The 24,690-nt window shown below is 65.1% G+C and carries 29 protein-coding genes; 15 read left to right on the forward strand and 14 right to left on the reverse strand.

Translation table 11 applies throughout. From position 1 onward, the window contains the following. Positions 1–8: 8 nt before the first annotated feature. The 9 genes from ppk2 to ACLV74_RS07620 form a co-directional block, all read right to left on the reverse strand. Positions 9–911, reverse strand: a complete 903-nt coding sequence (ppk2, locus tag ACLV74_RS07580) for a polyphosphate kinase 2 (RefSeq protein WP_411878821.1) — start codon at positions 909–911, stop codon at positions 9–11. 128 nt (positions 912–1,039) lie between these two features. Then, the gene (locus ACLV74_RS07585; RefSeq protein WP_411878763.1) at positions 1,040–1,279 is read right to left on the reverse strand and encodes a YdcH family protein; all 240 of its coding nucleotides are present in this window, start codon (positions 1,277–1,279) and stop codon (positions 1,040–1,042) included. Between the two features lie 57 nt (positions 1,280–1,336). Next, positions 1,337–1,774: a universal stress protein gene (locus ACLV74_RS07590; RefSeq protein WP_411878764.1), complete on the reverse strand. Its 438-nt coding sequence runs from the start codon at positions 1,772–1,774 to the stop codon at positions 1,337–1,339. Positions 1,775–1,985: 211 nt separating this feature from the next. Next, positions 1,986–2,960, reverse strand: coding sequence for a Bug family tripartite tricarboxylate transporter substrate binding protein (locus tag ACLV74_RS07595; protein WP_411878765.1), 975 nt, complete (start codon positions 2,958–2,960; stop codon positions 1,986–1,988). A 35-nt stretch (positions 2,961–2,995) separates the two neighbouring features. After that, a complete protein-coding gene (locus tag ACLV74_RS07600; RefSeq protein WP_411878766.1) occupies positions 2,996–3,712 on the reverse strand; it encodes a class II aldolase/adducin family protein in 717 nt (238 codons plus the stop codon). 157 nt (positions 3,713–3,869) lie between these two features. Then, positions 3,870–4,151 carry a DUF427 domain-containing protein gene (locus tag ACLV74_RS07605; RefSeq protein ID WP_348047097.1) on the reverse strand — a complete coding sequence of 94 codons (282 nt, stop codon included), beginning with the start codon at positions 4,149–4,151 and terminating at the stop codon, positions 3,870–3,872. Positions 4,152–4,443: 292 nt separating this feature from the next. Continuing rightward, positions 4,444–5,100, reverse strand: coding sequence for a glycine zipper 2TM domain-containing protein (locus ACLV74_RS07610; protein ID WP_411878767.1), 657 nt, complete (start codon positions 5,098–5,100; stop codon positions 4,444–4,446). A 166-nt stretch (positions 5,101–5,266) separates the two neighbouring features. Then, positions 5,267–5,797: a cupin domain-containing protein gene (locus ACLV74_RS07615; RefSeq protein ID WP_411878768.1), complete on the reverse strand. Its 531-nt coding sequence runs from the start codon at positions 5,795–5,797 to the stop codon at positions 5,267–5,269. Between the two features lie 28 nt (positions 5,798–5,825). Then, on the reverse strand, positions 5,826–6,929 hold the full coding sequence (locus ACLV74_RS07620; RefSeq protein WP_411878769.1) for a DUF2855 family protein: 1,104 nt from the start codon (positions 6,927–6,929) through the stop codon (positions 5,826–5,828). Between the two features lie 46 nt (positions 6,930–6,975). Here ACLV74_RS07620 and ACLV74_RS07625 point away from each other — a divergent pair, with 46 nt between their 5' ends. Then, positions 6,976–7,623 carry a TetR/AcrR family transcriptional regulator gene (locus tag ACLV74_RS07625; RefSeq protein WP_411878770.1) on the forward strand — a complete coding sequence of 216 codons (648 nt, stop codon included), beginning with the start codon at positions 6,976–6,978 and terminating at the stop codon, positions 7,621–7,623. Positions 7,624–7,626: 3 nt separating this feature from the next. Here the strand turns inward: ACLV74_RS07625 and ACLV74_RS07630 are convergent, their stop codons facing one another. Together ACLV74_RS07630 and ACLV74_RS07635 are read right to left on the reverse strand one after the other, a co-directional pair. Further along, a complete protein-coding gene (locus tag ACLV74_RS07630; RefSeq protein ID WP_411878771.1) occupies positions 7,627–8,670 on the reverse strand; it encodes a methionine synthase in 1,044 nt (347 codons plus the stop codon). 53 nt (positions 8,671–8,723) lie between these two features. Beyond that, the gene (locus ACLV74_RS07635; protein WP_411878772.1) at positions 8,724–9,725 is read right to left on the reverse strand and encodes an LLM class flavin-dependent oxidoreductase; all 1,002 of its coding nucleotides are present in this window, start codon (positions 9,723–9,725) and stop codon (positions 8,724–8,726) included. 107 nt (positions 9,726–9,832) lie between these two features. On the opposite strand from ACLV74_RS07635, the gene ACLV74_RS07640 reads away from it, so the two are divergent. After that, a complete protein-coding gene (locus tag ACLV74_RS07640) occupies positions 9,833–10,390 on the forward strand; it encodes a YaeQ family protein (protein WP_411878773.1) in 558 nt (185 codons plus the stop codon). 2 nt (positions 10,391–10,392) lie between these two features. Here the strand turns inward: ACLV74_RS07640 and ACLV74_RS07645 are convergent, their stop codons facing one another. From ACLV74_RS07645 to ACLV74_RS07655, 3 genes are read right to left on the reverse strand one after another with little or no spacing between them, the layout of a single operon-like run. Then, on the reverse strand, positions 10,393–11,295 hold the full coding sequence (locus ACLV74_RS07645) for an ion transporter (protein ID WP_411878774.1): 903 nt from the start codon (positions 11,293–11,295) through the stop codon (positions 10,393–10,395). Positions 11,296–11,313: 18 nt separating this feature from the next. Continuing rightward, a complete protein-coding gene (locus ACLV74_RS07650) occupies positions 11,314–12,426 on the reverse strand; it encodes a mandelate racemase/muconate lactonizing enzyme family protein (protein ID WP_411878775.1) in 1,113 nt (370 codons plus the stop codon). 42 nt (positions 12,427–12,468) lie between these two features. Beyond that, complete coding sequence (locus tag ACLV74_RS07655; RefSeq protein ID WP_411878822.1) at positions 12,469–14,154, reverse strand: long-chain fatty acid--CoA ligase; 1,686 nt, start codon at positions 14,152–14,154, stop codon at positions 12,469–12,471. Positions 14,155–14,408: 254 nt separating this feature from the next. Between ACLV74_RS07655 and ACLV74_RS07660 the strand changes: the two genes are divergently transcribed. The 13 genes from ACLV74_RS07660 (at position 14,409) to ACLV74_RS07720 (ending at position 24,688) form a co-directional block, all read left to right on the forward strand. Next, on the forward strand, positions 14,409–15,389 hold the full coding sequence (locus ACLV74_RS07660; RefSeq protein ID WP_411878776.1) for a Bug family tripartite tricarboxylate transporter substrate binding protein: 981 nt from the start codon (positions 14,409–14,411) through the stop codon (positions 15,387–15,389). A gap of 154 nt (positions 15,390–15,543) precedes the next feature. Beyond that, the gene (locus ACLV74_RS07665; protein WP_411878777.1) at positions 15,544–16,329 is read left to right on the forward strand and encodes a GntR family transcriptional regulator; all 786 of its coding nucleotides are present in this window, start codon (positions 15,544–15,546) and stop codon (positions 16,327–16,329) included. Then, a complete protein-coding gene (locus ACLV74_RS07670) occupies positions 16,326–17,117 on the forward strand; it encodes a transporter substrate-binding domain-containing protein (RefSeq protein WP_411878778.1) in 792 nt (263 codons plus the stop codon). The genes ACLV74_RS07665 and ACLV74_RS07670 overlap by 4 nt, the downstream gene beginning before the upstream one ends. Positions 17,118–17,260: 143 nt before the next feature. Further along, on the forward strand, positions 17,261–17,923 hold the full coding sequence (locus tag ACLV74_RS07675) for an amino acid ABC transporter permease (RefSeq protein ID WP_411878779.1): 663 nt from the start codon (positions 17,261–17,263) through the stop codon (positions 17,921–17,923). 22 nt (positions 17,924–17,945) lie between these two features. Beyond that, positions 17,946–18,626, forward strand: a complete 681-nt coding sequence (locus ACLV74_RS07680; protein WP_411878780.1) for an amino acid ABC transporter permease — start codon at positions 17,946–17,948, stop codon at positions 18,624–18,626. Further along, on the forward strand, positions 18,616–19,404 hold the full coding sequence (locus ACLV74_RS07685; protein WP_411878781.1) for an amino acid ABC transporter ATP-binding protein: 789 nt from the start codon (positions 18,616–18,618) through the stop codon (positions 19,402–19,404). Before ACLV74_RS07680 ends, ACLV74_RS07685 begins: the two co-directional genes overlap by 11 nt. Positions 19,405–19,416: 12 nt before the next feature. Continuing rightward, a complete protein-coding gene (locus ACLV74_RS07690; RefSeq protein ID WP_411878782.1) occupies positions 19,417–20,085 on the forward strand; it encodes a DUF1989 domain-containing protein in 669 nt (222 codons plus the stop codon). A 156-nt stretch (positions 20,086–20,241) separates the two neighbouring features. Further along, positions 20,242–21,408, forward strand: a complete 1,167-nt coding sequence (locus ACLV74_RS07695; RefSeq protein WP_411878783.1) for an MFS transporter — start codon at positions 20,242–20,244, stop codon at positions 21,406–21,408. 22 nt (positions 21,409–21,430) lie between these two features. Then, complete coding sequence (locus tag ACLV74_RS07700) at positions 21,431–21,709, forward strand: hypothetical protein (protein WP_411878784.1); 279 nt, start codon at positions 21,431–21,433, stop codon at positions 21,707–21,709. 52 nt (positions 21,710–21,761) lie between these two features. Continuing rightward, positions 21,762–22,130 carry a hypothetical protein gene (locus ACLV74_RS07705; RefSeq protein ID WP_411878785.1) on the forward strand — a complete coding sequence of 123 codons (369 nt, stop codon included), beginning with the start codon at positions 21,762–21,764 and terminating at the stop codon, positions 22,128–22,130. Positions 22,131–22,262: 132 nt separating this feature from the next. Further along, on the forward strand, positions 22,263–22,772 hold the full coding sequence (locus ACLV74_RS07710; RefSeq protein ID WP_411878786.1) for a plastocyanin/azurin family copper-binding protein: 510 nt from the start codon (positions 22,263–22,265) through the stop codon (positions 22,770–22,772). A gap of 28 nt (positions 22,773–22,800) precedes the next feature. Beyond that, the gene (locus tag ACLV74_RS07715; RefSeq protein ID WP_411878787.1) at positions 22,801–23,280 is read left to right on the forward strand and encodes a DUF411 domain-containing protein; all 480 of its coding nucleotides are present in this window, start codon (positions 22,801–22,803) and stop codon (positions 23,278–23,280) included. A 37-nt stretch (positions 23,281–23,317) separates the two neighbouring features. Continuing rightward, positions 23,318–24,688 (forward strand): TAXI family TRAP transporter solute-binding subunit, encoded by a 1,371-nt coding sequence (locus tag ACLV74_RS07720; RefSeq protein ID WP_411878788.1) that lies wholly within the window; start codon positions 23,318–23,320, stop codon positions 24,686–24,688. Positions 24,689–24,690 lie beyond the last annotated feature (2 nt).

Here is a 24,690-nt window from a genome sequence, read left to right on the forward strand (position 1 = left end):
CGGGGGTGTTAGTAAACCTCAGGAACGACGATGTCCTGCGGAACAGGATTGCGCACGTAATCCTCGTGGCGCACCCGTTCCGGCAGCACGATGGCCGGGTGTTCGGTTTCCTGGTAGGGCATTTGCTGCAGCAGGTGGTGTATGCAGTTCAGGCGCGCTTTCTTCTTGTCGACCGCCTGCACCACCCACCACGGCGCTTCGGGGATGTGCGTGCGCTCCAGCATGATTTCCTTGGCCTTGGTGTATTCCTCCCAGCGCCGGCGGGACTCCAGGTCCATGGGGCTGAGCTTCCACTGCTTGAGCGGGTCGTGGATGCGGCCCAGGAAGCGCAAGTGCTGCTCTTCGTCGGAGATGGAGAACCAGTATTTGATGAGCTGTATGCCCGAGCGGCCCAGCATCTTTTCAAACTCGGGAACGGTACGGAAAAATTCCTCGTACTGCTCGTCGGTGCAAAAGCCCATGACGCGCTCCACGCCGGCGCGGTTGTACCAGCTGCGGTCGAACAGCACGATCTCGCCGGCCGCCGGCAGGTGCGAGATGTAACGCTGGAAGTACCACTGGGTGCGTTCACGGTCGTTGGGCGCCGGCAGCGCCGCCACACGGCACACGCGCGGGTTCAGGCGCTGGGTGATGCGCTTGATGACGCCGCCCTTGCCGGCGGCATCGCGCCCTTCAAACAAAATAACGACCTTGTGGCCGGTGGCGACCACCCAGTCCTGCAGCTTCACCAGTTCGGCCTGCAGGCGGAACAGCTCGCGGAAATACTGGCGGCGGTATTCCTTGTCCTTGAGCACGTCCTGCGGGTTGCGGCCATCGTCTTCGCCGGTCAGTTCGGCGACGCTGCGGTCTTCGAGTTCCATCTCCAGCTCTTCGTCGTAGCTGTCGATCAGGTCATTGCGGATACGCCGCATCAATTCTTCGTCGCTTGAATCCAAGGGTTTCTCCCGCAAAAACCGAAAACCGGTCACCCTCCAGCGTACCGGACTCACATGGCAGTTTGATGAAAAACCTCCCGCGGAACTCCGGCGGATGGGATGGATCAGGATTTCTTGAGGATCTGGTAGATCTCGTCCTTGACCTTGAGCCGCCGTTTCTTCAGGTCTTCCAGCGCCTCGTCGGTGATGGCGCCCACGCCCTGTTCGTAGCGGGCGATGGCGTGGTTGTCGGCGTCGTACTGGGCAAAGAGGCTGGCGAAGTGCGGGTCGGAGCCCTTCAGGCTGCGCATCTTGGGCAGGTACTCCGGAAACTCATGCGCCAGGTCGTGATTCAGCAAGTCCATGGAAAGCTCCTTGTGTGGCCGGTCCGCCGCGAGAATTCCGCGGGGAAAACCGGCAGATTAGTCCCTGACCACCAGCACCGGCAAGTGGGCATGCGACAGCACCTGGGCCGTGACGCTGCCCAGCACCAGCTTTTCCAGCCCGCGCCGGCCGTGCGATCCCATGACGATGAGGTCGGCGTTGATGGACTCGGCGGTGTCCAGGATGCCGCGGTAAATCGCGTGGCCTTCGACGACCGAGCCGGTCGCGGTGATGCCTATGCCTTCGAAAGCCTGCTTGGCGGCCTTGATGGCCAGGTTGGCCTCGGCGGTGGCGGCGCTCAGGTATTCGGCCTGGCCGTAGGCGAAGTCGGTGCCCACCCCGGTAAAAGCATAAGGGTCTATGACGTAGATGACCGTCACTTCCGTCTTGAAGGCCTGTGCAACGGCCAGCGCATTGCCTATGGCCTTTTGCGAGGTCTCCGAGCCGTCCACGGGAACCAGAATGTGCTTGTACATGACGGAATCTCCTTGAAGCGCTGGACAGATTCTCAGGCAACCGACCCTCAAGGGTCAATGCCGGCGGGTGCCGGCGCGTGCCTGCCATGGCCGGCTCGATGAGAGCCTGCCTTGCATCATTTATAAATCATGGTGGTTCCCGCAGCCGTCAGACAAGGCGCCGAAACCGGCCGGCACGCGCGGCGAGGCACGCGTGCGGCTTGGAAAGGCTTTATTCAGCCTTGATGTTGGCCGATTTGGCCAGCTGCGCGTAGCGCACGAGGTCGGTCTTGATCAGCTTGGTCAGTGCCGCGCCATTGCCGGACAGCGGCTCGACACCGGCGCCCGAAAGGTTTTCTTTCACGGCAGGTTCGGCCAGTACCTTTTGCACGTCGGCGTAAATCTTGGCGACCACTTCAGGCTTCATCTTGGCCGGGCCCATGAGCGCGTACCAGATGGAAAAATCCAGCGGCTTGAGGCCCTGCTCTTCAAACGTCGGCACCTGCGGCATCAGCTGGTAGCGCGTGGCGGTCGACACGCCGATGGCGTTGAGCTTGCCGGTCTTCAGGTGGGGCGCGGCAAGGTTGGCGCTCAGGATCGCCAGTTGCACCTGGCCGCCGACCACGTCGGTCAGCGCCGGGGCGCAGCCCTTGTAGCCCACGTTTGTAGCGGCGACGCCGGACTTCTGCTTGACCAGTTCCATCACGAAATGCTGGGGCGTGCCCACGCCGCAGGAACCGTAGTTCAGCGCGTTCGGGTTGGCCTTGGAATAGGCGACCAGTTCCTTGAGCGTCTTGATGTTGGTGCTCTGGTGCGAGACCAGCGCGATCGGCGTGAGGCCCAGCAGCATGATGGGCGTCAGGTCTTTTTCGGGGTCGTAGTTGAGCTTGCCGTTGACGGCCGGGTTGACCACCATAGTGCTGTTCTGCAGCAGCAGCGTGTAGCCGTCAGGCTGCGCGTGCACCACGGCCTCGGTGCCGATGTTGCCGGAGGCGCCCGCGCGATTGTCCACCGCAACGCCCTGGCCCCACATGGCCTGCAGGCGCGCGCCGATCTGGCGCGCCAGGATGTCCGATCCGCCGCCCGTGCCGTAGGGCACGATGAGGCGCACGGCGCGCGAGGGGTAGTCTTGCGCCAGCGCCTGGGTAGCGCCCAGGCAGCTCAGGGACATCACGGCGGCGAGCGCCAGCAGTCTGGGGAATTTCATGGTTTGCCTTTTCGTGTTGACAAGAGGTGAGAGGATTATTCGACAGTCCCGATGGCCCGGCTCCACAACTCCCAGGGCCGCATGACCTGGCCTTCGTTGGTGTTCATGGCCTTGTCGGCTTCTTCGGGCGTCAGGAATTCGATGGGGCCCAGCGCGTTGGCGGTGAGCTGCAGCTTGGCGTTTTCCTCGGCGTAGACGGCACGGTAGACCGCGCGCTCCAGGGACGGCGCCACCACGGTCGAGCCGTGGCCGCGCATCAGCACGCAGGTGTGCTGGCCCAGCGCCTTGGCCAGGTCCTTGCCCAGGCCCATGTCGCGGATCAGCAGGTCGGTGTTGCCGTTGCCTTCGCGGATTTCATACAGCGACGAGCCGCTGCCCAGGAAACCGCTCATGTGGAAGATGGGGCGCAGGCGCTGGCCCGTCACGCCGAAAGGAATCACGCTGGGCGAATGGCTGTGCACCACGGCCATGACGTCGGGGCGCGCGCGGTAGATTTCGCCGTGGATGAAACGCTCGAGGTAGGAGCGCAGGGTCGACGGCTCCACCAGGTCGCCGTTCAGGTCGTAGGTGAGGATGTCGGCTTTTTTGACCAGGCCGGGCGCGCGGTTGCACGACAGCAGGAAATGGTCGGGCGACTTGTCATGGCGCACGCTCACATGGCCGAAACCGTCCACCACACCCTGGGCGTAGAGGATGCGGTTGGCAATCACGAGTTTTTCGACGAGTGCGGAATCGGGTGCGGGAAGCGTCATGGAGTCTCCTTATTGGCAATGACCGGAAGGGTTATTTTTAATAAGTATACATATTACATTGGCCATTTTCCAGGCAAATGACGGAAAACAAAGGGTAAACCCGGCCTCTTCAAGCGACCATCCGGCCTGAGGCCGTGCCTGGCTTTCACGACCGGCCTCAGGGCTCGATCTTGACGCCCTTCCAGAAAGCGATGTGGCCCTTGATGTTGTCGGCTTCAGGCTTGGGATCGGGGTAGTACCAGGCGGCGTCGGTGTTCATCTCGCCGTTGACCAGCAGCGAGTAATAGCTGGCCTGCCCTTTCCAGGAGCACATGGTGTGGTGGTTGCTGAAGGTGACGTAGTCGCGGTTGAGCGCGCTTTCGGGGAAGTAGTGGTTGCCCTCCACCACCACGGTGTCGTCGCTTTGCGCAATCACTGCGCCGTTCCAGATGGCTTTCATGGGAATGTCTTTCTGCGGATGCGGGTTCGGAGTCGGATCAGGCTGGCAAGGGGCCCATGCTACGCGCAAGGGCGGGAGCCCTGCCTGCTTGGGGGTTATTTTCACCGCCGGCGCGCGATGCGGCGGCAGGTGGTCAAAAAAATACCGATGACGGGCATCGGTATTTTGGTGAGGTGGCGTTGGCCCCTTCTTCACCAGCAGGGGCCGCGGAACCGGCTTTGCCGGGCCGCAGGCGCAGCACCCCCTCGGGGGGCAGCGAACCACACGCAAGTGGGGAGCGTGGGGGCTCTATTTAAGCAAGCCGGAGGTTCTTGCCTTCGACAATCACCTTGGCGCCCACGGCCACGGCGCTGGACACTTCCATGTTGCGCACCGAGCCGTCGTCCATGCGCACGCGCACTTCATAGACGGTGACCTTCTTCATGTTCTTTTCGATCTGGTTGCCGGCAAAGGCGCCACCGGCCGCACCCAGCACGGTCATGGCCGTCTTGCCGTTGCCGCCGCCCACCTGGTTGCCCAGCAGGCCGCCGACCACACCGCCGGCCACGGTGCCCAGGCCTATGGTGGTGTTGCCGACGGCAACGCCGTTGACCTGGCCTTGGCGCTGCACCGGTGTCACGGCTTCCACCGTGCCGCAGGCGGCGCAGACATTGGCGCGCGGCGTCGCTTGCGCCACCACCACAGGGGCGGGGCGCGGCTTGGCGGCTACGGGTTTGGTGGTGGTGTCCGCTGCAAGCTTGGAAACCTGTGCGGGTTCATTGAGGTTGGCCGACGCACCCGGTTGCGCGTCGGAGCGGTTGACGACCAGCGCGGCGGCCAGCGCCATGACGGTGACGCCGAGCACGGCAACAATGGCGACGAGCGCCTTGCTGTGCTGCATGCGTTGGGAAAATCCCGGTTGCCCCGGCTGGGAAACTGGGGCGTTGGTGACCTGGTTGTTGGTATCCATGATGGACTCCTTCTGTGTGAGTCCCAGTTGTAACCACGCCGCTTGATACATGCTGTAGGACGAGGTGACATTCGTAAGGAAAACTTTCCGCGTCCCCTTGAAAGCGTGCGTTTATACGCACATCTGGCCGCCTTTATCCGGCCCTGACAAGGCCTTCACCGAGGGTTTACACGCCTCCGTGGGGGTGGGTCGGGTCTACCCAGAGCACCGTGTCGGGTTTTTCGACAGGATCGATGTCCAGGTTGACGGCCACCGCCTCGCCGTCGCTGCGGCACAACACGCACTCCAGCACCTCGGTCGGGCTGGCGTTGATTTCCTGGTGCGGCACATAGGGCGGCACATAGATGAAATCGCCCGGCCCGGCTTCGGCGGTGAACTCAAGGTGGTCGCCCCAGCGCATGCGGGCCCTGCCGCGTATCACGTAGATCACGCTTTCCAGGTGGCCGTGGTGATGCGCGCCGGTCTTGGCGTCGGCATGGATGGTGACGGTGCCGGCCCACAGCTTCTGCGCGCCGACGCGCGCGAAGTTGATGGCGGCGCGCCTGTCCATGCCGGGTGTCTGCGCGGTGTTGCTGTCGAGCTGGTTGCCCGCGATCACGCGCACGCCGTCGTGCTTCCAGGGCGGATCGGCCTGGCCCTGACCATGGGAATGATCGTGGTCGTGGGGATGGTGAGGAAGCGTGGGGTCGTGGCTCATGCCGCCAGCGTACACCAGCGCCCTGTATTCAGTCCAGCACCACCACATGCCCCTGTAGCGGGTCGATGCGCCCGCCGTGCATGTCGTCGATCAGCGCCTGAGCCGCTTCAAACCCGCGGTGCTCGCGCAGCTGCATCCAGGGCCGGCCGGCATCGCTGACGCGGCGGATAAAAGCCAGCTGCGCTTCGTTGAAGCGCTGGTTGACCACCGCATGGCCCCAGTCGGCGTTGCGCTTTTTAATCTGTACCGGCGCGAAGTAAAACTCAGGTTTCGGGCCTGGCATGTCCAGCGGCCGCAGGAACTGCGTGTTCTGCGCCGAACCCGCATAGCAGTCATAGACCAGCGAGTCGCCGAAGTGCGTGTGCACCGCGATGCGCAGCCCTTCGTCACCCGAAAAATCAACGTACAACGTAGGCTTGCTACGGTCCAGCTTCGGCAATTCCTCATAAGCGACAACTTCGCCGTAGCAGCCCAGCGCGTCGACAAACGCCTTGTTGCGCGCCGAGGTCAACGCGACGCGTTTGACCTGGGGAAACGCTTCCAGGCAAAACGCCGTGCCGTAGGCGGTCTTGCTCGATGCGCTGGAGAACACCAGCTGCTGCGCGCCGAAGAAAGCGTTGTCCTGCAAAAAATCCGCCAGCATGAAAGACGTGATGAACAGCGGGCGCACCAGCATCTGGTAGTTCTCGTCTTCGGGACGGTAGGCCGCGTCGGCGCTGCAGCGCATGTACTGGTTGTAGGCCGAGGTCAGGGCCTTGCGGTGCGCGGCGCCGTCGTAAAAACCGCGCTCCGTCACGCGCTCGGGCCGCACGCGCAAATGGCTGGCGAGCGGGAAATAACCGTAAAAGCGTTCGCCCACTTCCACGCCCGGCACGCTGGAGCTTTCCACGTCGGCAAAGCCCCACACCGGCATGTGGCCCCAGCCGGCCTCGCCGGTCGGGAAGAAATCCCAGTACTGCATGGCGTCGCCAAAGGCCGCGTAGGTGATGTTGTTGGTGGTGACCGCTACGCGCCGGATTTTCAGCACGGCCTCGCCCGGCGTGTCGCCTGCGGGATGCTGCTGGTCCACCCGCGTGTGATTCAATGCATTTTTGCGCGTGAGCAGCCGCGTCAGCAGTACCGGGTTGTTCATGGTGTCTCTTTCCTTCTTTGGCAAATTGATTGGCGAGTGATGACCAATGTATAGCCGCTCCCCTCCTCCCGGGTTCGGAAAACTGCCGGCCGCCAAACCCCTGAAACGCCCGACGCAGGCGCGCGCGGCGTTCACCGTGCAGGCGATTTACGACGCCTTTGTTCGGATTTGGCGGCGGGACGGCTGGGACGGCGTGAGCACGCGCGCGGTGGCGCTGGAGACCGGCGTGGCGGTCGGCACGCTGTACGACTACTTCCCCAACAAGGCCGCGCTGCTGTCCGGCTATGTGCGGCACTGCATGGAGCAACTGCTGCGGGCGATCGAAGAACAGGCGATCACGCCGCCCGGGCTCAGCGCGGAGCAGAGGCTACGCACGCTGGTCCGCCTGGCCTGCGGCGCCGACACGCCCGAGCTGCCCTGGTTTGACGCCGGCATGCTGGCGCTGGAAGCCGGCATTGCCGAGGGCAAACACCACAGGCGTGTGCACGAGGAATTGCTGGTCGCCTGGACGCGGGTGTTTGACGCCTGCAGCGACCTGCCACGGCGGCCCTCAGCGGACGCGATCCAGGCCATGCACCTGGCCGTCTGGGGCGGGCGCCGCTACGGCCTGCTGATAGGCCTTGGCGACGCCGAGCGCATCGAATGGGCACGCCAGATGGAGCGGCTGTGCCTGGCGCTGCTCAACGCCGGGTAGGCCTTATTTGTAGCGTTCGCGCGCCAGCGCCGCACCCTGGGCCAGCGCCTGCAATTTCTTGAGCGCCACTTCGCGGTCCATGGGGGCCAGGCCGCAATTGGTGCAGGGCAGCAGGCGGTTCTTGGGCACGTATTGCAGCGCCTTGCCTATGGTGTCGGCCACTTGCTCGGGCGTTTCAATCTCGTCGCTGGCCACGTCGATCACGCCGACCATCACGTCCTTGCCTTCGAGCAGCGCCATCAGGTGCGGCGGCACGTGCGAGTGGTAGCACTCCAGGCTGACCTGGCGTATGGTGCTTTTGGCCAGCGCCGGAAACACGGTTTCATACTGCCGCCATTCCTCGCCCAGCGAGGCCTTCCAGTCGGTGTTGGCCTTGATGCCGTAGCCGTAGCAGATGTGAACCGCCGTCGTGCAGGTCAGGTCCTGCGCCGCGCGCTCCAGCGCCCTCACGCCCCAGTCGGCGGCTTCCTTCATGTAGACGTTGAAAGCCGGCTCGTCGAACTGGATGATGTCCACGCCGTCTGCCTGCAGGGCCAGCGCTTCCTCGTTCAGCAGTTCGGCAAAGGCCATGGCCATCTTCACCTTGTCGCCGTAGAACTGGTCGGCCACGGTGTCGACAATCGTCATCGGCCCGGGCAGGGTGAACTTGATTTTTCTGTCGGTGTGCGCGCGCAGCAGCCGCGCCTCGGCCGCATGCACGCGGCCCTTGAGCTTGAGCGCCGACACCACCTGCGGCACCATGGCGTCGTAGCGGTTGTTGCGTATGCCCATCTTGACCTTGTGCTCGAAGTCAATGCCCTCGACCTGCTCCAGGAAGCCGTGCACAAAATGCTGGCGCGACTGCTCGCCGTCGCCGATCACGTCCAGGCCCGCATCTTCCTGCGCCTTGATCCACAGCAGCGTGGCGTCGGCCTTGGCCTGCTTGAGTTCCTCGCCTTCGGCCTTCCACTGGGGCCAGAGCTTGTTGGTTTCGGAGAGCCAGGCGGGTTTGGGCAGGCTGCCGGCGATGGTGGCGCTGAAAAGCGGCCGTGCGGAGGGCGTGGTCATGGATTGTTTCCTTGTCTCAAAGTGTGTTGTTCATCGCGCGCTGTTTCTGAAATTCAGAAAAACTCGCGGGCCAGCAGTTCGTAAGAGCGCCGGCGGGCCACCGGGTCGTGCGCCCAGGTGATCACCACCAGCTCTTCAACCTCGAGTGTATTCGCCAGCATCCGCAATTTGGCGGCCACCTGCGGGCCGCTGCCGACCAGCGCATTGGCCCGGAGCTTGGCGACCTCCACCTGCTCGGCCGGCGTGTAGGGGCGCTGCGCCACCTCTTCGGGCGAGGGCAAGGCCGCCAGCGCGCCGCGGTTGCGGTCCATCTTCCAGCGTTCGCGGCCCGAGAAATGGTGCCAGGCCTCGCCCTCGGTATCGGCCGCCAGCGCCCAGGCGCAGAGCACGGCTTGGGGCTCAGGGTGGCGCGGGCTGGGGCGGTAATTGGCGCGGTACAGCTCCAGCGCCTGCTCGGCGCCCTGCCCGTCGGTGATGAAGTAAGCGAATGCATACGGCAGGCCGTAGTGCGCAGCCAGCTGCGCGCCGTAGTCGGAGCTGCCCAGCATCCACATTTCGGGCGTGGTGGGGCCCGTGGGGTTGGCCGTCACGCCGCGGCCCGGGTGGCCTTCTGGCAGGTCTATGCCGGCCAGCCAGGCCTGCAGCTCGCGCACCTGGATCGGAAAGTTTTCGGCCGATTGGCGCGGGTCGCTGCTGAGCAGCCGCGCCGTGCGCATGTCCGATCCTGGGGCCCGCCCCACGCCCAGGTCTATGCGGCCCGGCGCGATGGCTTCGAGCACGCGGAACTGCTCGGCGACCTTGAGCGCCGCATAGTGCGGCAGCATCACGCCGGCGCTGCCCACGCGGATGCGGCTGGTGGTCGCGGCGATCGCGGCCATCAGCACCTCGGGCGCCGAGCCGACGATGCTGGGATGGCTGTGGTGTTCGCTGACCCAGAAACGGCGGTAGCCCAGCGCTTCGCAGTGGCGGGCCAGTTGCAGGGTTTCACGGATGGAGGCGTCTTCCGTGCGGCCGGTGACGGCGACGGATTGGTCGAGGACGGAGAGGGAGATCATGGTCGGCTGACTATAGCCAGAGAGCCCAAATCCCGCTCGGCCGGGGTTACCTTGGCCCGCTCTGTTCCAATACAGCCTTTACAACGACATTAGGTCCCGGACACCCTATGGCACTTAAAGCCACTATCTACAAAGCGCAATTGGCCCTGTCCGACATGGACCGCAACATCTACGCCGACCACAGCGTGACGATTGCGCGTCACCCGTCGGAAGCCGATGAACGCATGATGATCCGCCTGCTGGCCTTCGCGCTCAACGTGCCGGCCGACGACAAAAAAGGCAACCTGGAATTCGCCAAGGATTTGTGGGATGTGGACGAGGCCGCGCTCTGGCACAAGGACTACACCGAGCAGATCCTGCACTGGATAGACGTGGGCCAGCCCGACGACAAGCGCCTGATGAAAGCCGCGGGCCGGGCCGAACGCGTCAGCGTCTACAGCTTCGCCAGCAGCACGCCGGTGTGGTGGAAGAACATCGAAACAAAGCTTACGCGCGCCGCCAACCTCGTGGTCTGGCAGATAGACGCGGCCGAAAGCCAGGCGCTGGCCAAACTCGCCGAGCGCAGCATGCAGCTGCAAGTCACGGTGCAGGACGGCACGGTGTGGATGAGCACCGCGCTGGGTTCGGTGGAAATCACGCCGCGGCGGCTGACGGCCGGCGAGTAAAACTACCCCGCCCCAGTCTTCGCTTCCTGGTGCTGGTAAGGCGGCAGCTTCACGCCGCAATGAAAACAGAAGTCCGCCTCGGGCAGGTGGCCTTCGGTCAGGCATTCATGGCAGGTGCGGGTGGTCGGCAGGGCCAGGTGCTGCAGACGCCGCTCCGCCGCCATTTCGGCGGTCACGATGCCGGTCGGCACGGCCAGGATGCCCCAGCCCAGCAGCATCATGAAGGATGAGATCAGGCGGCCCAGGTCGGTCTTGGGCGTGATGTCGCCAAAGCCCACGGTGGTGACGGTGCTGATGGCCCAATAGACCGAGGTCGGGATGCTGGTAAAGCCGTTGGACGGCCCTTCGACCACATACATCACCGTGCCCATCACCAGCACCATCATCACCACGGCCGACAAAAACACCAGGATCTTGCGCCCGCTGGCGGCCAGCGCCCGGCCCAGCGACTGGTATTCGGCCACATAGGCCGCGAGCTTGAAGATGCGGAACACGCGCAGCAGGCGCAGCACGCGCACGTCGATCAGCGCGTGCAGTTCCGGGAAGAACAGGGCCAGGTAGGTCGGCAGCACGGCGATCAAATCGATGATGCCGAAAAAACTGGTAGCGTACTGCAGCGGCCTGCGCACGCAGAGCAGGCGCGCGAGGTATTCGGCGGTGAACAGCAGCGTGAAGATCCATTCGACCACCGCGAACGCCCGCCCGTGCGAGGCATGGATGGACTGCACGCTGTCGGCCATCACCACGGCGATGCTCACCAGGATGATGGCGATCAGCGCCTTGTCGAACAGCCTTCCGGCGCGGGTGTCGGCCTCGAAGATGATGGTGTACAGGCGCAGGCGCCAGCCGGCCAGCGGCTTGCCGCCGAAGTCTTCGAGCGTGGGAGGCGCGGGTTTTTTAGCCATGTGTGCCGGCACCGGCGCTCAGGCCGTAGCCTGGCGGAACTTCGCCCAGGCCGATTCGGTCGGCGTGGTGCTGGCGCCCGGCTGCTGGGGCAGGCTGAAGTGGCCGTCCACCACCTGCGCGGGCTCCAGGAAGCAGTCCTTGATCCAGGGAATGTATTCCAGCACCGTGCAGGCCGGGTGCGCGTGGTTCAGGTGCACGTGCACCTGGCTCATGTCGCCCGCATGCGGCGCCACCGGCAGGCGGTAGGAATGCGCGGTGTCGCAGACACGCAGCACCTCGGTGATGCCGCCCATGCGCGTCACGTCGGGCTGCACCCAGTGAATCGCTTCCTGGTGGAAAAACTCTGCGAACGCATCGTGGGTATAGAGCTGCTCGCCCAGCGCCAGCGGGATGCTGGTGCCGCGCGCCAGCTGGGCGTGGCCCTTTACGTCGTCGTACCAGAGCGGCTCTTCAATCCAGTAAATATCCAGGGCCTCGGCCGCGCGGCAAAAGCGCTGGCAGGTGGGCAGGTCCCACTTGCCGTTGCCGTCGGTCGCCATGGTGATGGACGGGCCTATGGCGCGGCGCACGGCTTCCAGGCGTTTGAGGTCGCGGTCCACGCTGGAGCCGATCTTGACCTTGATGCCGGTAAAGCCCTCGTCCACCGCGCGCTTCGCGCCGGCCACCAGCTGGTCGTCGGGAATGCTGAGCCATCCGATATCGGTGTTGTAGGCGCGGACTTTCTCGCGCACCTGCCCGCCCAGCAGCTTCCACAGCGGCACGCGCGCGGCCTTGGCTTTGAGGTCCCACAAGGCGATGTCGATGGCGGCCTGCGACAGCGTGGTGATGCCGGCGCGCCCCACCCACTGCAGGGCCGGGTTACGCGCGAGCTTGAGCCAGAGACGGTGGGTGTCCAGCGCGTCTTCACCGATCAGCAGCGGTGCGTGGCAGGTTTCTATGCAGCGTGTGATCAGCTGGTCGCTGGGCAGGTGCGCATGGGTGCCCGTGAAGCCGTACCCCGTAAGGCCGTTGTCGGTGTCTATCTGCGCGCCCACCACACCCCAGTGCGAGATGGTGTGTGTGCTGTCGGCGATTTGCGAGCCCGTGACCGGGACGTGCAGGATGAAGGGCTTGACCGAGATGATTTTCAAAGGGCTCTCCAGAAACTGGGCACGGCGGCCGGGACGGGGCTCTCAAGATTCGCGCTGCTCGGCTTCCTGCAGCGTGCGCCACATCACCTTGCCCGAGCCGCTCTTGGGCAGCGCATCGACAAACTGCACCACGCGCGGGTATTTGTAAGCCGCCATGTTATCGCGGCACCAGCTGATGATGTCTTCCTCGCTGGTTTGCCCTTTTGCGGCGGGGCGCAGCACCACCACGGCCTTGACGGTTTCGCCGCGGTAGGCGTCGCGCGTGGAGATGATGCAGGCCTCCTGGATGGCCGGGTGCTTGAACATCAGCGCCTCCACCTCGGCCGGCCAGACCTTGAAGCCCGAGGCGTTGATCATGCGCTTGAGCCGGTCGGTGATGAAGAAGTAGCCCTGCTCGTCCATGCGCCCCAGGTCGCCGGAGCGGAAAAATCGCTTGCCGTCCAGCTCGATGAAGGCGGCGGCCGTGGCGTCGGGCCGCTTCCAGTAGCCCTGGAAGTTTTGCGGCCCGCACATGACGATCTCGCCCTGCTCACCCTGCGGCATCTCCTTGAGCGTCAGCGGGTCTATCACCCGCGCGTCGGTGCTCAGAAAGGGCACGCCCAGGCATTGCTGCTTGGTGGCGTCGGGCGGGTTGCTGTGCGAAGGCGCGGCGGTTTCCGTGAGGCCGTAGCCTTCGGCAAAACGCAGGCCGTATTGCTCCCACAGGCGCTGGGCCACGGCCTGCGGCATGGCCGCGCCGCCACCGCCTATGTAGACCAGGCTGCTCAAATTGAATTCAGTGAAGTTGGGACTGCCCAGCAGGTCTATCACCATGGTCGGGATGTTGGTCCAGTGCGTCACGCGCCAGCGCGAGATCAGCCGCCCGGCCAGCTCGCGCTCCCAGCGCGGCATGATGACCAGCGTGGAGCCGCCGTAGATGGACGCATGCATCACCGACACCATGCCGGTGATGTGGAACATGGGCACCACCGAAAGCACCACGTTCTCGAAGGTGCTGTTGCCCCACAGGCAACTGCCGACGGCGTTGTGCATCAGGCTGGCATGGGTGTGCATGCAGCCCTTGGGCAGGCCGGTGGTGCCGCTGGTGTAGGGCAGCACGGCCAGGTCTTGCGGCGTGGCGGTATGCGGCGGCAATTCGCCGGCATCCAGCGCAGCGTCCGATATCGCGTCAGCCCAGTCCATCACCGTGCCATCCTCCAGCGCAGGCGGCGCATGGTGCGTGCCCAGCCACTCACGCCAGGCCGGCGGCATCGCCGCGTCGCCCTCGCCGGCGCCTTCCAGATTCATGTCGAAGGCATCGCTGTAATGCGTGACCACCATGTGCGCCAGCCGCTCGCCCGGCGCCAGTTGCGCGTTGGCCCTGGCCAGTTCGCCCGCCAGGTCGGCCGCCGTGATGGCGACCTTGACGTCGGGGTCGGTGATGTAGTGCTTGAGCTCTTCCGCCCGGTTCATGGGGTTGACGGGCACCACCACCGCATTGGCGCGCAGGATGGCAAAGTGCGCGATCACCCACTGCGGGCAGTTCTGCATGTTGAGCAGCACGCGGTCGCCGCTGCGCACGCCCAGGCGGTGCAAGGTGGCGGCCAGGCGCTCGGTCTGGCGCAGCACCTCGGCGTAACTGAGCACGCGGTTGAAGAACACCAGCGCGGGCTTGCCGGGAAAACGCAGCGCGCTGACCGCGAGGTTGTGCCACAACGAGGTGGCCGGCGGCGTGATGCTGCACGGCAGGCGTTTGGGCCAGACCTGGTGGTGCAGGTTGTGCGGCGTCGCTGCAGGAGCGGCGGGGGCGGCCTGGCCGCTGTCGGAATCAAGGGTCAAGAAAAGGCTCCAGGCAAGTGCTGACTTGGGGCCCCAGCCTAACCCGAGTCGGCGCCCCCCACATCCGGGAAGCTCCCGATAAAACACTGTCGCCTGGGCGACCCGCGCTCACTATGATGAACCAGCGCCGCTTACACGCGGAAACAAACACAACAGGAGACTTCATGACCCGCTTCTTCGCCCTGCCCCGCAAAGCCCTGGCCTTGCTGGCCGTTACCGCGCTGGCCTGCTCCACGGCGATGGCGGCCTTCCCCGACAAGCCCATCCGCATCGTCATCGGCTTTCCGGCCGGCGGCCCGCTGGACCAGCATGCCCGGCTGCTGACCGAACGCCTGCAGGCGGTGCTCGGCCAGCCCATCGTGATCGACTACAAATCGGGCGCCGGCGGCACCGTGGGCGCGCAGGACGTGATGAAGGCCGCGCCCGACGGCTACACCCTGATGCTGGCCAACACCGGCGTGATGGTGATCAACCCCGCGCTGTACAGCAAGCTGCCCTACGCCACGCTGAAAGACTTCACGCCGATCGCGCGCACCGCCATGCAGCCGCTGGCCCTGCTGGTCAACCCCAAGCTGCCGGTGAACAACCTCCAGGAGTTCGTCGCCTACGCCAAGGCCCGCCCCGGCCAGGTCAACTACGGCTCGGCCGGCAACGGCGGCATCAGCCATCTCGTCCCAGAGATGTTCAAAAATGCCACCGGTTTGTTCATGGTGCACATCCCCTATCGCGGCAGCGCGCCGGCCTTCACCGACCTGATGGCCGGCCAGGTGCAGTTCATGGGTGAATCGATTCCGCAGGCGGCCAATTACCACAAGCAGGGCAAGGTACGCGCGCTGGCGGTAACCAGCAAGGAGCGCAACCCGGCCCTGCCCGACATCCCGACCGTCATTGAATCGGGCATCAAAGGTTTTGAGGTGGTCGGTTTTTACGGCTTCCTGGCGCCGGCCGGCCTGCCCAAGGACGTGGCCGCCAAACTCAGCGACGCTTTTAAACAGGTGATGAGCAACCCGGACATCCGCAACCGCATGGTCACGCAGGGCGCCGACCCGGCCTTTATGGGCAGCGAGGAGTTCACGCAATTCCTGGCCGCCGAGATGCCGCGCTGGGCCCAGGCCGTCAAAGCCTCGGGCGCCAAGCTCGACTAAGGAAGTCTTCTCCGCACATTCCCTGTCCTGGTGCGGCCGACCGCCAAAAAGCCGCTGCCCGGTGCACGACGCACGCCAGACAGGTGCGCAAAGCTTGTATACCAGTTGATTAAACCAGCCTGTGGGGCTGGCACGGGATATGCACTGCTTGTGCATGGCCACCGCCCCCGACATCAGCAAACGCATCATCGAAGCCGTGATGGCGCAAAAGCTCGCGCCGGGCTCGCGCCTGGGCGAGCAGCAGCTGGCCTTGCTGTTCGACTGCAGCCGCACCATCGTCCGTGAAGCCCTGACCCGCCTTGCGGTGCGCGGCATCGTCACCGTCAGCAGCCGGCGCGGCTGGTATGTGATCGAACCCTCGCAGGAAGAAGCGCGCGAGGCCTTCGAAGCGCGCCGCGTGATCGAGATGGGCCTGATCCGCTGCACCACCGACGTCAGCAAGGGCGCCATCAAACAGCTGAAGAACCACCTCACGCGCGAGAAAGCCGCCGTCAAGGGCGACGACGTGGGCCTGCGCAGCTTTTTGCTGGGCGACTTCCATGTGTGCCTGGCCGAATGCCTGGGCAACAACCTGCTGGCCGACACGCTGCGCGATTTCACCGCGCGCACCACGCTGATCGCCATGCTGTACCAGTCCTCGCATGACGCGGCGCAGTCCTGCGAAGAGCATGTGCTCATCGTGCAGGCGCTGGAAAAAGGCGACCTGGCCAAGGCTGAAAAACTCATGCAGTCCCACATCGGCAGCGTGCAGGCCGCGCTCAAGCTGCAGGCCTCGGGCGGCGACCCGCTGGCCCAGTTGCGCAGTGCCTTGAGCCCGCTCGACGCGCAAGCCGTGGACGGAAAGCCCGCATCTTCCCCGCCTCCCCGTGTTCGCAAAGCCGGCCGCACTGCGGCCAAACCCTCTGAAGATTCCTCAACCTACCTTGGAGCCCTGCTATGAAGTCCAGCAAACGTGTTTTCTCTTTCGCCCTTGCCGCAGCCGCCGTGCTGGCCGTCTCCGGCGCCCATGCGCAGACCGCGCTGGACGACATCATGAAGGCCAAGGAAATCAAGATCGCCATCCCGACCGACTTCCCGCCTTACGGCATGGTCGGCACCGACCTCAAGCCCCAGGGCCTGGACGTTGAGATGGCCGGCTACATCGCCCAGAAACTCGGCGTGAAAATCGAGCTCGTTCCCGTCACCAGCGCCAACCGCATCGCCTACCTGCAAACCAAGAAGGCCGACCTGGTGATCTCCACGCTGGGCAAAAACCCGGACCGCGAAAAAGTCATCGACTTCACCATCGCCTACTCGCCCTTCTTCCAGGCGGTGTTCGGCCCCAAGAGCATGAGCGTGAAGTCCTTTGCCGACCTGTCCGGCAAGACCATCAGCGTGACGCGCGCCGCCCTGGAAGACCAGGAGCTGACCAAGGTCGCGCCCGCCGGCGCCGACATCAAGCGCTTTGAAGACAACAACACCACCGTGTCGGCCTACACCGCCGGCCAGGTGCAGCTGATCGCCACGGGCGCCTCGGTGGCCGGCAACATGATGGCCAAGAACCCGCAGCTGAACACCGAGTACAAGCTGCTGCTCAGCGACAGCCCCAACTTCATCGGCGTTGCCAAGGGTGAAGACAAGCTGCGCCTGAAGGTCAACGAAGTCATCGCAGAAGCCAAGAAGAACGGCGACCTCGACAAGATCGCGATGAAGTGGCTGGGCCGCCCGGCAGGAAATCTGCCGCAGTAATTGCACACCCCCGTTGCGGTTCGCTACGCGTAACCGCCTCCCCCCTTGCAGGGGGCGCCGCTTGCGGCCCGGCAAAGCCGGTTCCGCTGCGGCTGCTGGCAGGGGAGAACAAACGTCGGTGATCTTTCAACAGGATGTGACCCATGCGTATTGAGCTTGATTTCATGGCGGTGTTGAGCCAATGGCCGCTGCTGGCCATAGGCGTCGCGTGGACGCTGGGCCTGACGGCGATTTCGTCGGTGCTGGGCGTGTTCATGGGCATGGGCTTTGCCTGGGCGCGCGCCAGCGGGCCCAGCTGGCTGCGCTGGGTGGTGGGTACTTACGTCGAATTGATCCGCAACACGCCTTTTATCGTGCAGCTGTTCTTCATCTTTTTCGGCCTGCCGGCCGCGGGCTTCAAGCTCTCGCCGGAAACGGCCTCGGTGCTGGCCATGGTGATCAACCTGTCGGCCTACGCCACCGAGATCATCCGCGCCGGCGTCGAGGCCACGCCGCGCGGGCAGGTCGAGGCGGCCGAAAGCCTGGCGCTCAACCGCGTGCAGATCTACACCCGCGTGGTGCTGCCGCCGGCGCTCAAAAAAGTCTGGCCCGCCATGGTGAGCCAGATCATCATCGTGATGCTGGGCTCGGCCGTCTGCGGGCAGATTTCGACGCAGGAACTGTCGTATGCCGCCAACCTGATCCAGGGCCGCAACTTTCGCGCGTTTGAGGCCTTCATCATCGCCACGCTGATTTACCTGGCGCTGTCGGTGGCCGTGCGCAAGCTGCTCAATTGGGCAGGCCCTAAATTTCTCTTTGGTCGATAACGGGAAAGGTCAGGCACACACCATGATTGAATTTTCCCTCTGGGACATCTTCCGCAACCTGCTGCTCGCGGCGCGCTGGACTGTCGTGCTCTCGGTGGTCGCCTTTGTGGGCGGCGGCATCGTCGGCGCGCTGTTGCTGGTGGGTCGCCTCTCGGCCACACGCGCGGCGCCGGGCGCGCAGAAGGCCGGGCGCATCATGCGCCGCGCGATGGACGGCTATGTGCTGCTGTTCCAGGGCACGCCTTTGCTGATGCAGCTCTTCCTCGCTTATTTCGGGCTGGCGCTGTTCGGCATCAACGTGCCGGCCTGGGTGGCGGCCGCGGTGGCGCTCACGCTGTACACCAGCGCCTACCTGGCCGAAATCTGGCGCGGCTGCGTCGACGCGATTCCCAAGGGACAGTGGGAGGCCGCGCAAAGCCTGGCGCTCAACTTCGGCGAGCAGCTGCGCTACATCGTGCTGCCGCAGGCCGTGCGCATCGGCGTGCCGCCCACCGTGGGCTTCCTGGTGCAGGTCATCAAGGGCACGGCGCTGGCCTCGGTGATCGGTTTCATCGAACTGACCAAGGCCGGCACCATGATCACCAACGCCACCTTCAAACCCTTTGTGGTGTACAGCTGCGTCGCGCTGATGTACTTCGCGCTGTGTTTCCCCGTATCCCTGTATGCCCGCAAGCTTGAGAGGAAAGCCAGAAATGGACGCTAACGCCACCGCCACCGCCACCGTCACCCCATCGCCCGCCGTGTCCGAACGGACACTGGTCGAGATCAACCAGCTACGCAAGAGCTTCGGCACCAACGAGGTCTTGAAGGGCATAGACCTTGAAGTCAAGGCCGGCGAGGTGATCGCCATCATCGGCAAAAGCGGCTCGGGCAAAAGCACGCTGCTGCGCTGTATCAACGGGCTGGAAGTTTTTCAAAGCGGCACGCTGCGCGTGGACGGCAAACACCTGCTGCACGACAACCCGCAGGTCATGCGCGAGCTGCGCCAGCGCGTGGGCATGATCTTCCAGAGCTTCAACCTGTTCCCGCACCTGACCGTCGGCAAGAACATCATGCTGGCGCCCACGCTGGTCAAGAAGACGGCCGGCGCGCCCGCCGCCGAGCATGCGCGCGCGCTGCTGGAGCGCGTGGGCCTGGCCGAAAAATTCGAGTCCTGGCCCGACCAGCTCTCGGGCGGGCAGCAGCAGCGCGTGGCCATCGCGCGCGCGCTGGCCATGCAGCCTTCGGTGCTGCTGTGCGACGAAATCACTTCCGCGCTGGACCCCGAGCTTGTGGGCGAGGTGCTGCAGGTGGTGGAAAGCCTGGCCGCCGAAGGCATGACGTTGCTGATGGTGACGCACGAGATGAACTTCGCGCGCAAGGTCTGCGACCGCGTGGTCTTCATGCACCAGGGCCGCGTGCACGAGATCGGGCCGCCCGACGAGGTGTTCTCCAACCCGCAAACCGCCGAGCTCAAACAGTTCCTCGGCATGATCCAGTAAACCCGTCCTTCCATGACCGCATCCACATCGCCCCGCACGCTCAACATTCCCGCCGGCCACGGCAAGGCCGTGCGCCTGCAGGCCGGGCAGGCCGTGAAAGTCATCAACACCCACGGCACGCAGGTGGTCGATTGCTGGGCCTTCAATGCCTACGACCTGAACGAATTCATGTGCATGGAAACCACCCGCGTGTGGAACCAGCGCCTGAACCCGGTGGTCGGCGACTCCTTCGTCACCAACCAGCGCCACCCCATACTCACCGTGGTCGAAGACACCTCGCCCGGCGTGCACGACACCTTCATGGCCGCCTGCGACCGGCGACGCTATGAGTTGCTGGGCGTGCAGGGCTACCACCGCAACTGCTGCGACAACATGTTCGAGGGCATGTTCGCGCTGGGCCTGACGCCGCCGCGCGCCATCCTGGCCTCCTTCAACATCTTCATGAACATCCAGGTGCAGCCCGACGGCATCACGCTCAAGACCCTGCCCACCGTCACCAAGGCCGGCGATTCGATCACGCTGCGCGCCGAGATGGACTGCTTCGTGGCGTTTTCCGCCTGCCCGCAGGACATCGTGAAAATCCAGGGCGCGGGCGACAACACGCCCAAACCGGCCGACCTGGAAATCCTGCACGGCGCGCCCGGGCTGCCCGTCAAAGGTCCCTGGGTTCCATCGGCTTAAAGCCCGGCCCTGCGCCGGCTTTACCCCGGCCCGGCACAATCGGGCAGCTTCCCGCACAATGGCGGGAACAGACTTTCCCTGCTCTTCATTTGATAGCTGCTCGCGCGCGCCATCCCTGGCGGCTCGCACGGCCCCTGTCGCCCCGACGCCGCCTTCATGACCACCATGCCGCCCATCCTGTATTTCTTCGCCTTGTGCAACCTGGTGATAGGCAGCGGCGCTTTTGTGCTGGGCGGCATCCTGCAGCCCATGAGCGCATCGCTGGGCATCAGCGTGGCGGCCGCCGGCCAGGCCATGACGGCCTATGCCATCGCCACGGCCGTGCTGGCGCCGCTGCTGATCATCCTGACGGCCCGCTGGCCGCGCAAGCGCGCCGTGCAGCTGGCGCTGGCGCTGTTCACCGCGGGCTGCCTGGTCTGCGCAGTGGCGCCCACCCTGCCCCTGCTGCTGCTGGGCCGCGTGCTGATGGGCGCGGGCGCCATGTTCACCGCGGCGGCCTCGGCGCTGGCCGTCAGCATGGTCGTGCCCGCGCTGCGCGGCCGCGCGCTGTCCATCACCTTCCTGGGCATGAGCATCAGCTATGCCGTGGGCCTGCCGATAGGCGCCTGGCTGGGTTTCGAGTTCGGCTGGCGCGTGCCGGTATGGCTGTCGGCGGCGGCCAGCTTTGCGGCGCTGGTCGCGGCGAGCTGGCTGATCCCGGCCAACATGGCCAGCGCGGGCACCAGCTTCGCGGGCTTTCGGGCGGCCGCGCGGCAGGGCGCGGTGCTGCGCGTGTGGGGCCGCACGCTGCTCTACTTCATCGCCATCTTCAGCGTCTTCGCCTATGTCGGGCCGGTGCTGCAGGCGCTCAACCCCATGAGTTCGACACAGCTTTCGGCCACGCTGGCCGTCTTCGGCCTGGCGGGCGTGGGCGGCACGCTGATGGGCGGCTGGGCCACCGACCGCTTCGGCGCGCTGCGCACCCTGCGCACGCAGCTGGCCGTGCTGGTCGCGATGATGTGCCTGTTGCCGCTCACGCGCGGCAACGTGCCCGCCACCATGGCCGTGCTGGTGCTGTGGGGCATCGCCGGCTTCGGCCTGATGGCGCCGCAGCAAAGCCGGCTGGCCAGCCTGTCGCCGGCGCAGGCGCCGCTGCTGCTGAGCCTCAACGGCTCCATGCTCTACGTGGGCACGGCGCTGGGTTCGGTGATCAGCGGCACGCTGCTGGAGCAGGTGGGCTTTGCGCACCTGGGCTGGGTGGGCGTGCCTTTCGGGCTGCTCGCCATGCTGACCCTGGTGTTTGACCGCATGCCGGCGCGCGTGCAGGCTTCGGCGGCCGCCTAGAAGCGCTTCTTACAATGAGGCCATGACCGCTCAAGACCAGCTCGACGCCTTGCAAACCGCCCTGCAGCAACTGCGCGACGACACACTCGGCGTAGCCGCCTTTTCGCAATTGGCGATGCAGCAGCAAAGCCTGGCGGCGGCCCTGCCCGAGCGTTTCAACGAAGTGCTGTCGCAGTTGCTGAACCGGCTTGAATCCAGCGCGCTGTTCACCGAAGAAAGCTGCTCCTTCAGCCAGAAGGACTTGCTGGACAGTGTGCAGCTGTGGCTGGACAAGGCCGACTTGCAACTACAGAAAAACTGAGCGCGCAGGAACTTATCCGGCCGGCCCCCGTCATTCATCCATGCGCCATTTGTTGTTCGCCCTTTTGATCGCCCTGCTGCCCCTGCGCGGCTGGATGGGCGACGCGATGGCCACGCAGATGGCGGCGGGACAGCTGCAGCACCACCAAGCGCAAGCAGCGGATCCGGCCCATGCCGGCCACCCTGCGCAAACAGCCCCGGCCCCGCACGACTGCGCGGACCCCGCAGATAACGGCAGCACACATGCGGCCGGCGGCCACTGCGAAAGCTGCGCGGCCTGCCAGGCCTGCCACACCGTTGCGCTGTCTCTCGCAGCGACCGGCTTGATGCCTGTGTTCAGCGCGCTGAGACTGGCCAGCCCGGCGGCAGACCTGTTCGCCAGCGCCGACGCCGCGTTGCGCAAAAAACCACCCATTTCCTGAGGTCCATGCCCGTAATGGGTCTGCGGGCGGGACACCATCCTCTGTGACTCGCAGCGCAGACACGCGCGGCTATCGCACACGCCCGTATTCCAGCGCATTGCCGCTGAACATCCACATGACACAAGGAAGACCATGACATTTCAATCCACACTCAAACTGGCGGGCGCCTGCGCACTCCTGGCTGCGGCCGCGGCAGCAGCAGCAGCCGGCCCTCATGAAGGCCATTCAGCCAAACCGCCGGCCGCCGCGAAGAATGAACAGAGGCCATGGGGTATCGCCGGCGATGCCGGATCAGCCACGCGCACCGTCACGGTGTCCATGGACGACTCCATGCGCTTCACGCCGGACAAGCTGAGCTTCAAACAAGGCGAGACCGTGCGCTTTGTGATCCGCAACCAGGGAAAACTTCTGCACGAGCTGGTGATAGGCACCAAGGCGGAACTCGAGGCGCATGCCGCGATGATGGCCAAATCCCCCGGCATGGCACATGACCTGCCTGGTATGACGCATGTGCCCGCAGGCAAGTCGGGCGAGCTGGTCTGGACCTTTAACCGCCCCGGCGAGTTCGACTTCGCCTGTCTGGTCGCGGGCCACTACCAGGCCGGCATGGCCGGCAAGATCAGCGTGGCGGCAGCGCGCTGATCCACGGAACCACGACAAGGAACACACCATGCAAAGACGACAACTGATACGAACCGTGGCCGCCATCGCCGGCGCTGCGGCCGTTGCGCCCGCACTGATGGCACAAACCCGGCCCCAGGTCGAAGTCTGGAAAGACCCCAACTGCGGCTGCTGCAAGGACTGGGTAGACCACCTGCAGGCCAACGGCTTCGCCGTGCGGGTGCACGACAGCGGCAACACGGCCGCGCGCAAGCGCCTGGGCATTCCGGACAAGCTCGGTTCCTGCCACACGGGGGAGGTCGGCGCGCAAGGCAAGCGCTACGCGCTGGAAGGCCATGTGCCGGCCCGCGAGCTTCGCCGCATGCTCAAGGAATTGCCGCAGGCCGCCGGCCTGGCCGTGCCCGGCATGCCGGTGGGCTCGCCCGGCATGGACGGACCGGTGTACGGCGGGCGCAAGGACGCCTATGACGTGCTGCTGGTGCTTCAGGACGGCAGCAGCCGTGTTTACCAAAGTTATCACCGCGGTTGAAAGGCTGGGCGGCAGCGCCGCGTGATAAGGTTGCCGCATGCCCAAAACCATACGCTACACCCTGCTGTCGCTGCGCGATCTGGCCGTCTCCGCCGGCCCTTTCATCCTGCTGGCCGTCGCATTGCTGGTGCTGGCCTACTGGTGGCTGGACCCGAACCCGCCCAAGCGCGTGACGCTGGCCACCGGCCCGGCGCAAAGCGCGTATGAGGAATTCGGCAAACGCTACGCCAAAATCCTGGCCGAGGACGGCATCCAGGTCACGCTGCTGCCCTCGCAGGGCTCTGCCCACAACCTGCAGCTGCTGCGCGACGGCAAGGCCGACCTCGGCTTTGTGCAGGGCGGCACCAGCGAAGCCAGGCCCGAGGACGAGGAAAACCTGGAGTCTCTGGGCAGCCTCTTCGTCGAGCCCGTGTGGCTGTTTTACCGCGAGGACGCCGTCAAGAAAATCCCGGCCGCCCTGGTGCAGGCACCCACCGGCCGCGAGCCGCTGCGCAAGGAACCCACGCTCAACGCGCTGAGCCAGCTGCAGGGCTGGCGCGTCAACCTGGGCACGGCCGGCAGCGGCATTCCCAACCTGATGAACAAGCTGCTGGCCAGCAACAAGGTGGACCTGGCCAGCCTCAAGATCTCGGAGCTGGAACAGACCCCGGCCACGGTGGCCTTCCTCGCCGGCGACCTCGACGCCATCGTGTTCGCCTCGGCGCCCGAGTCGCTGATGGTGCAGATGCTGCTGCAGACGCCGGGCATAGGCCTGATGGACTTCCCGCAAAGCGAGGCCTATTCGCGCCGGTTTTCTTTCCTGAGCCCCGTGGTTCTGCCGCGCGGTGTGGTCGACCTGGCGGCCAACATCCCGCCGCGCGACGTGCGCCTGGTGGCGCCCACAACGGCGCTGGTCACCCGCAAGGGCACGCACCCGGCGCTGCTGCAGCTCTTCGTGCAGGCCGGCAACCAGATCCACGGCGGCGCCGGCTGGTTCAGGCGGGCCCGCGAATACCCCAACCTGGCCAACAACGAATTGCCGATCTCGGCCGAGGCCGAGCGCGGCATCAAGAACGACAAGCCCTTCCTCCAGCGCTACCTGCCCTTCTGGGTGGCCAACCTGGTCGAGCGCATGTGGCTGGTGATGGGCATCATCCTGGCCATCATGCTGCCGCTGTCGCGCATCATCCCGCCGCTGTATGCGTTTCGCGTGCGCTCGCGCATCTTCCGCTGGTACCGCCAGTTGCGCGACATTGAAACCCGCATGGACGAAAAAGGCGCCGGCGACGGCAACGAGGCTTTGCTCAAGGAACTCAACGAGCTGGAAAGCCGGGCCGAGAAAATCTCGGTACCCCTGTCCTATACCGATGAGCTGTACGCGCTGCGCAGCAATATCCAGCTGGTGCGCAAGAAACTGCAGCGGCTTTAGTC

Source organism: Polaromonas sp. YR568 (genome assembly GCF_943369415.1).
Classification (GTDB): domain Bacteria; phylum Pseudomonadota; class Gammaproteobacteria; order Burkholderiales; family Burkholderiaceae_C; genus Polaromonas.

Coding starts and splice junctions, on each gene's coding strand:
- ppk2 (WP_411878821.1), bottom strand. CDS start 911: ATGCGGCGTATCCGCAATGACCTGATCGACAGCTACGACGAAGAGCTG.
- ACLV74_RS07585 (WP_411878763.1), bottom strand. CDS start 1,279: ATGGACTTGCTGAATCACGACCTGGCGCATGAGTTTCCGGAGTACCTG.
- ACLV74_RS07590 (WP_411878764.1), bottom strand. CDS start 1,774: ATGTACAAGCACATTCTGGTTCCCGTGGACGGCTCGGAGACCTCGCAA.
- ACLV74_RS07595 (WP_411878765.1), bottom strand. CDS start 2,960: ATGAAATTCCCCAGACTGCTGGCGCTCGCCGCCGTGATGTCCCTGAGC.
- ACLV74_RS07600 (WP_411878766.1), bottom strand. CDS start 3,712: ATGACGCTTCCCGCACCCGATTCCGCACTCGTCGAAAAACTCGTGATT.
- ACLV74_RS07605 (WP_348047097.1), bottom strand. CDS start 4,151: ATGAAAGCCATCTGGAACGGCGCAGTGATTGCGCAAAGCGACGACACC.
- ACLV74_RS07610 (WP_411878767.1), bottom strand. CDS start 5,100: ATGGATACCAACAACCAGGTCACCAACGCCCCAGTTTCCCAGCCGGGG.
- ACLV74_RS07615 (WP_411878768.1), bottom strand. CDS start 5,797: ATGAGCCACGACCCCACGCTTCCTCACCATCCCCACGACCACGATCAT.
- ACLV74_RS07620 (WP_411878769.1), bottom strand. CDS start 6,929: ATGAACAACCCGGTACTGCTGACGCGGCTGCTCACGCGCAAAAATGCA.
- ACLV74_RS07625 (WP_411878770.1), top strand. CDS start 6,976: ATGTATAGCCGCTCCCCTCCTCCCGGGTTCGGAAAACTGCCGGCCGCC.
- ACLV74_RS07630 (WP_411878771.1), bottom strand. CDS start 8,670: ATGACCACGCCCTCCGCACGGCCGCTTTTCAGCGCCACCATCGCCGGC.
- ACLV74_RS07635 (WP_411878772.1), bottom strand. CDS start 9,725: ATGATCTCCCTCTCCGTCCTCGACCAATCCGTCGCCGTCACCGGCCGC.
- ACLV74_RS07640 (WP_411878773.1), top strand. CDS start 9,833: ATGGCACTTAAAGCCACTATCTACAAAGCGCAATTGGCCCTGTCCGAC.
- ACLV74_RS07645 (WP_411878774.1), bottom strand. CDS start 11,295: ATGGCTAAAAAACCCGCGCCTCCCACGCTCGAAGACTTCGGCGGCAAG.
- ACLV74_RS07660 (WP_411878776.1), top strand. CDS start 14,409: ATGACCCGCTTCTTCGCCCTGCCCCGCAAAGCCCTGGCCTTGCTGGCC.
- ACLV74_RS07665 (WP_411878777.1), top strand. CDS start 15,544: ATGGCCACCGCCCCCGACATCAGCAAACGCATCATCGAAGCCGTGATG.
- ACLV74_RS07670 (WP_411878778.1), top strand. CDS start 16,326: ATGAAGTCCAGCAAACGTGTTTTCTCTTTCGCCCTTGCCGCAGCCGCC.
- ACLV74_RS07675 (WP_411878779.1), top strand. CDS start 17,261: ATGCGTATTGAGCTTGATTTCATGGCGGTGTTGAGCCAATGGCCGCTG.
- ACLV74_RS07680 (WP_411878780.1), top strand. CDS start 17,946: ATGATTGAATTTTCCCTCTGGGACATCTTCCGCAACCTGCTGCTCGCG.
- ACLV74_RS07685 (WP_411878781.1), top strand. CDS start 18,616: ATGGACGCTAACGCCACCGCCACCGCCACCGTCACCCCATCGCCCGCC.
- ACLV74_RS07690 (WP_411878782.1), top strand. CDS start 19,417: ATGACCGCATCCACATCGCCCCGCACGCTCAACATTCCCGCCGGCCAC.
- ACLV74_RS07695 (WP_411878783.1), top strand. CDS start 20,242: ATGACCACCATGCCGCCCATCCTGTATTTCTTCGCCTTGTGCAACCTG.
- ACLV74_RS07700 (WP_411878784.1), top strand. CDS start 21,431: ATGACCGCTCAAGACCAGCTCGACGCCTTGCAAACCGCCCTGCAGCAA.
- ACLV74_RS07710 (WP_411878786.1), top strand. CDS start 22,263: ATGACATTTCAATCCACACTCAAACTGGCGGGCGCCTGCGCACTCCTG.
- ACLV74_RS07715 (WP_411878787.1), top strand. CDS start 22,801: ATGCAAAGACGACAACTGATACGAACCGTGGCCGCCATCGCCGGCGCT.
- ACLV74_RS07720 (WP_411878788.1), top strand. CDS start 23,318: ATGCCCAAAACCATACGCTACACCCTGCTGTCGCTGCGCGATCTGGCC.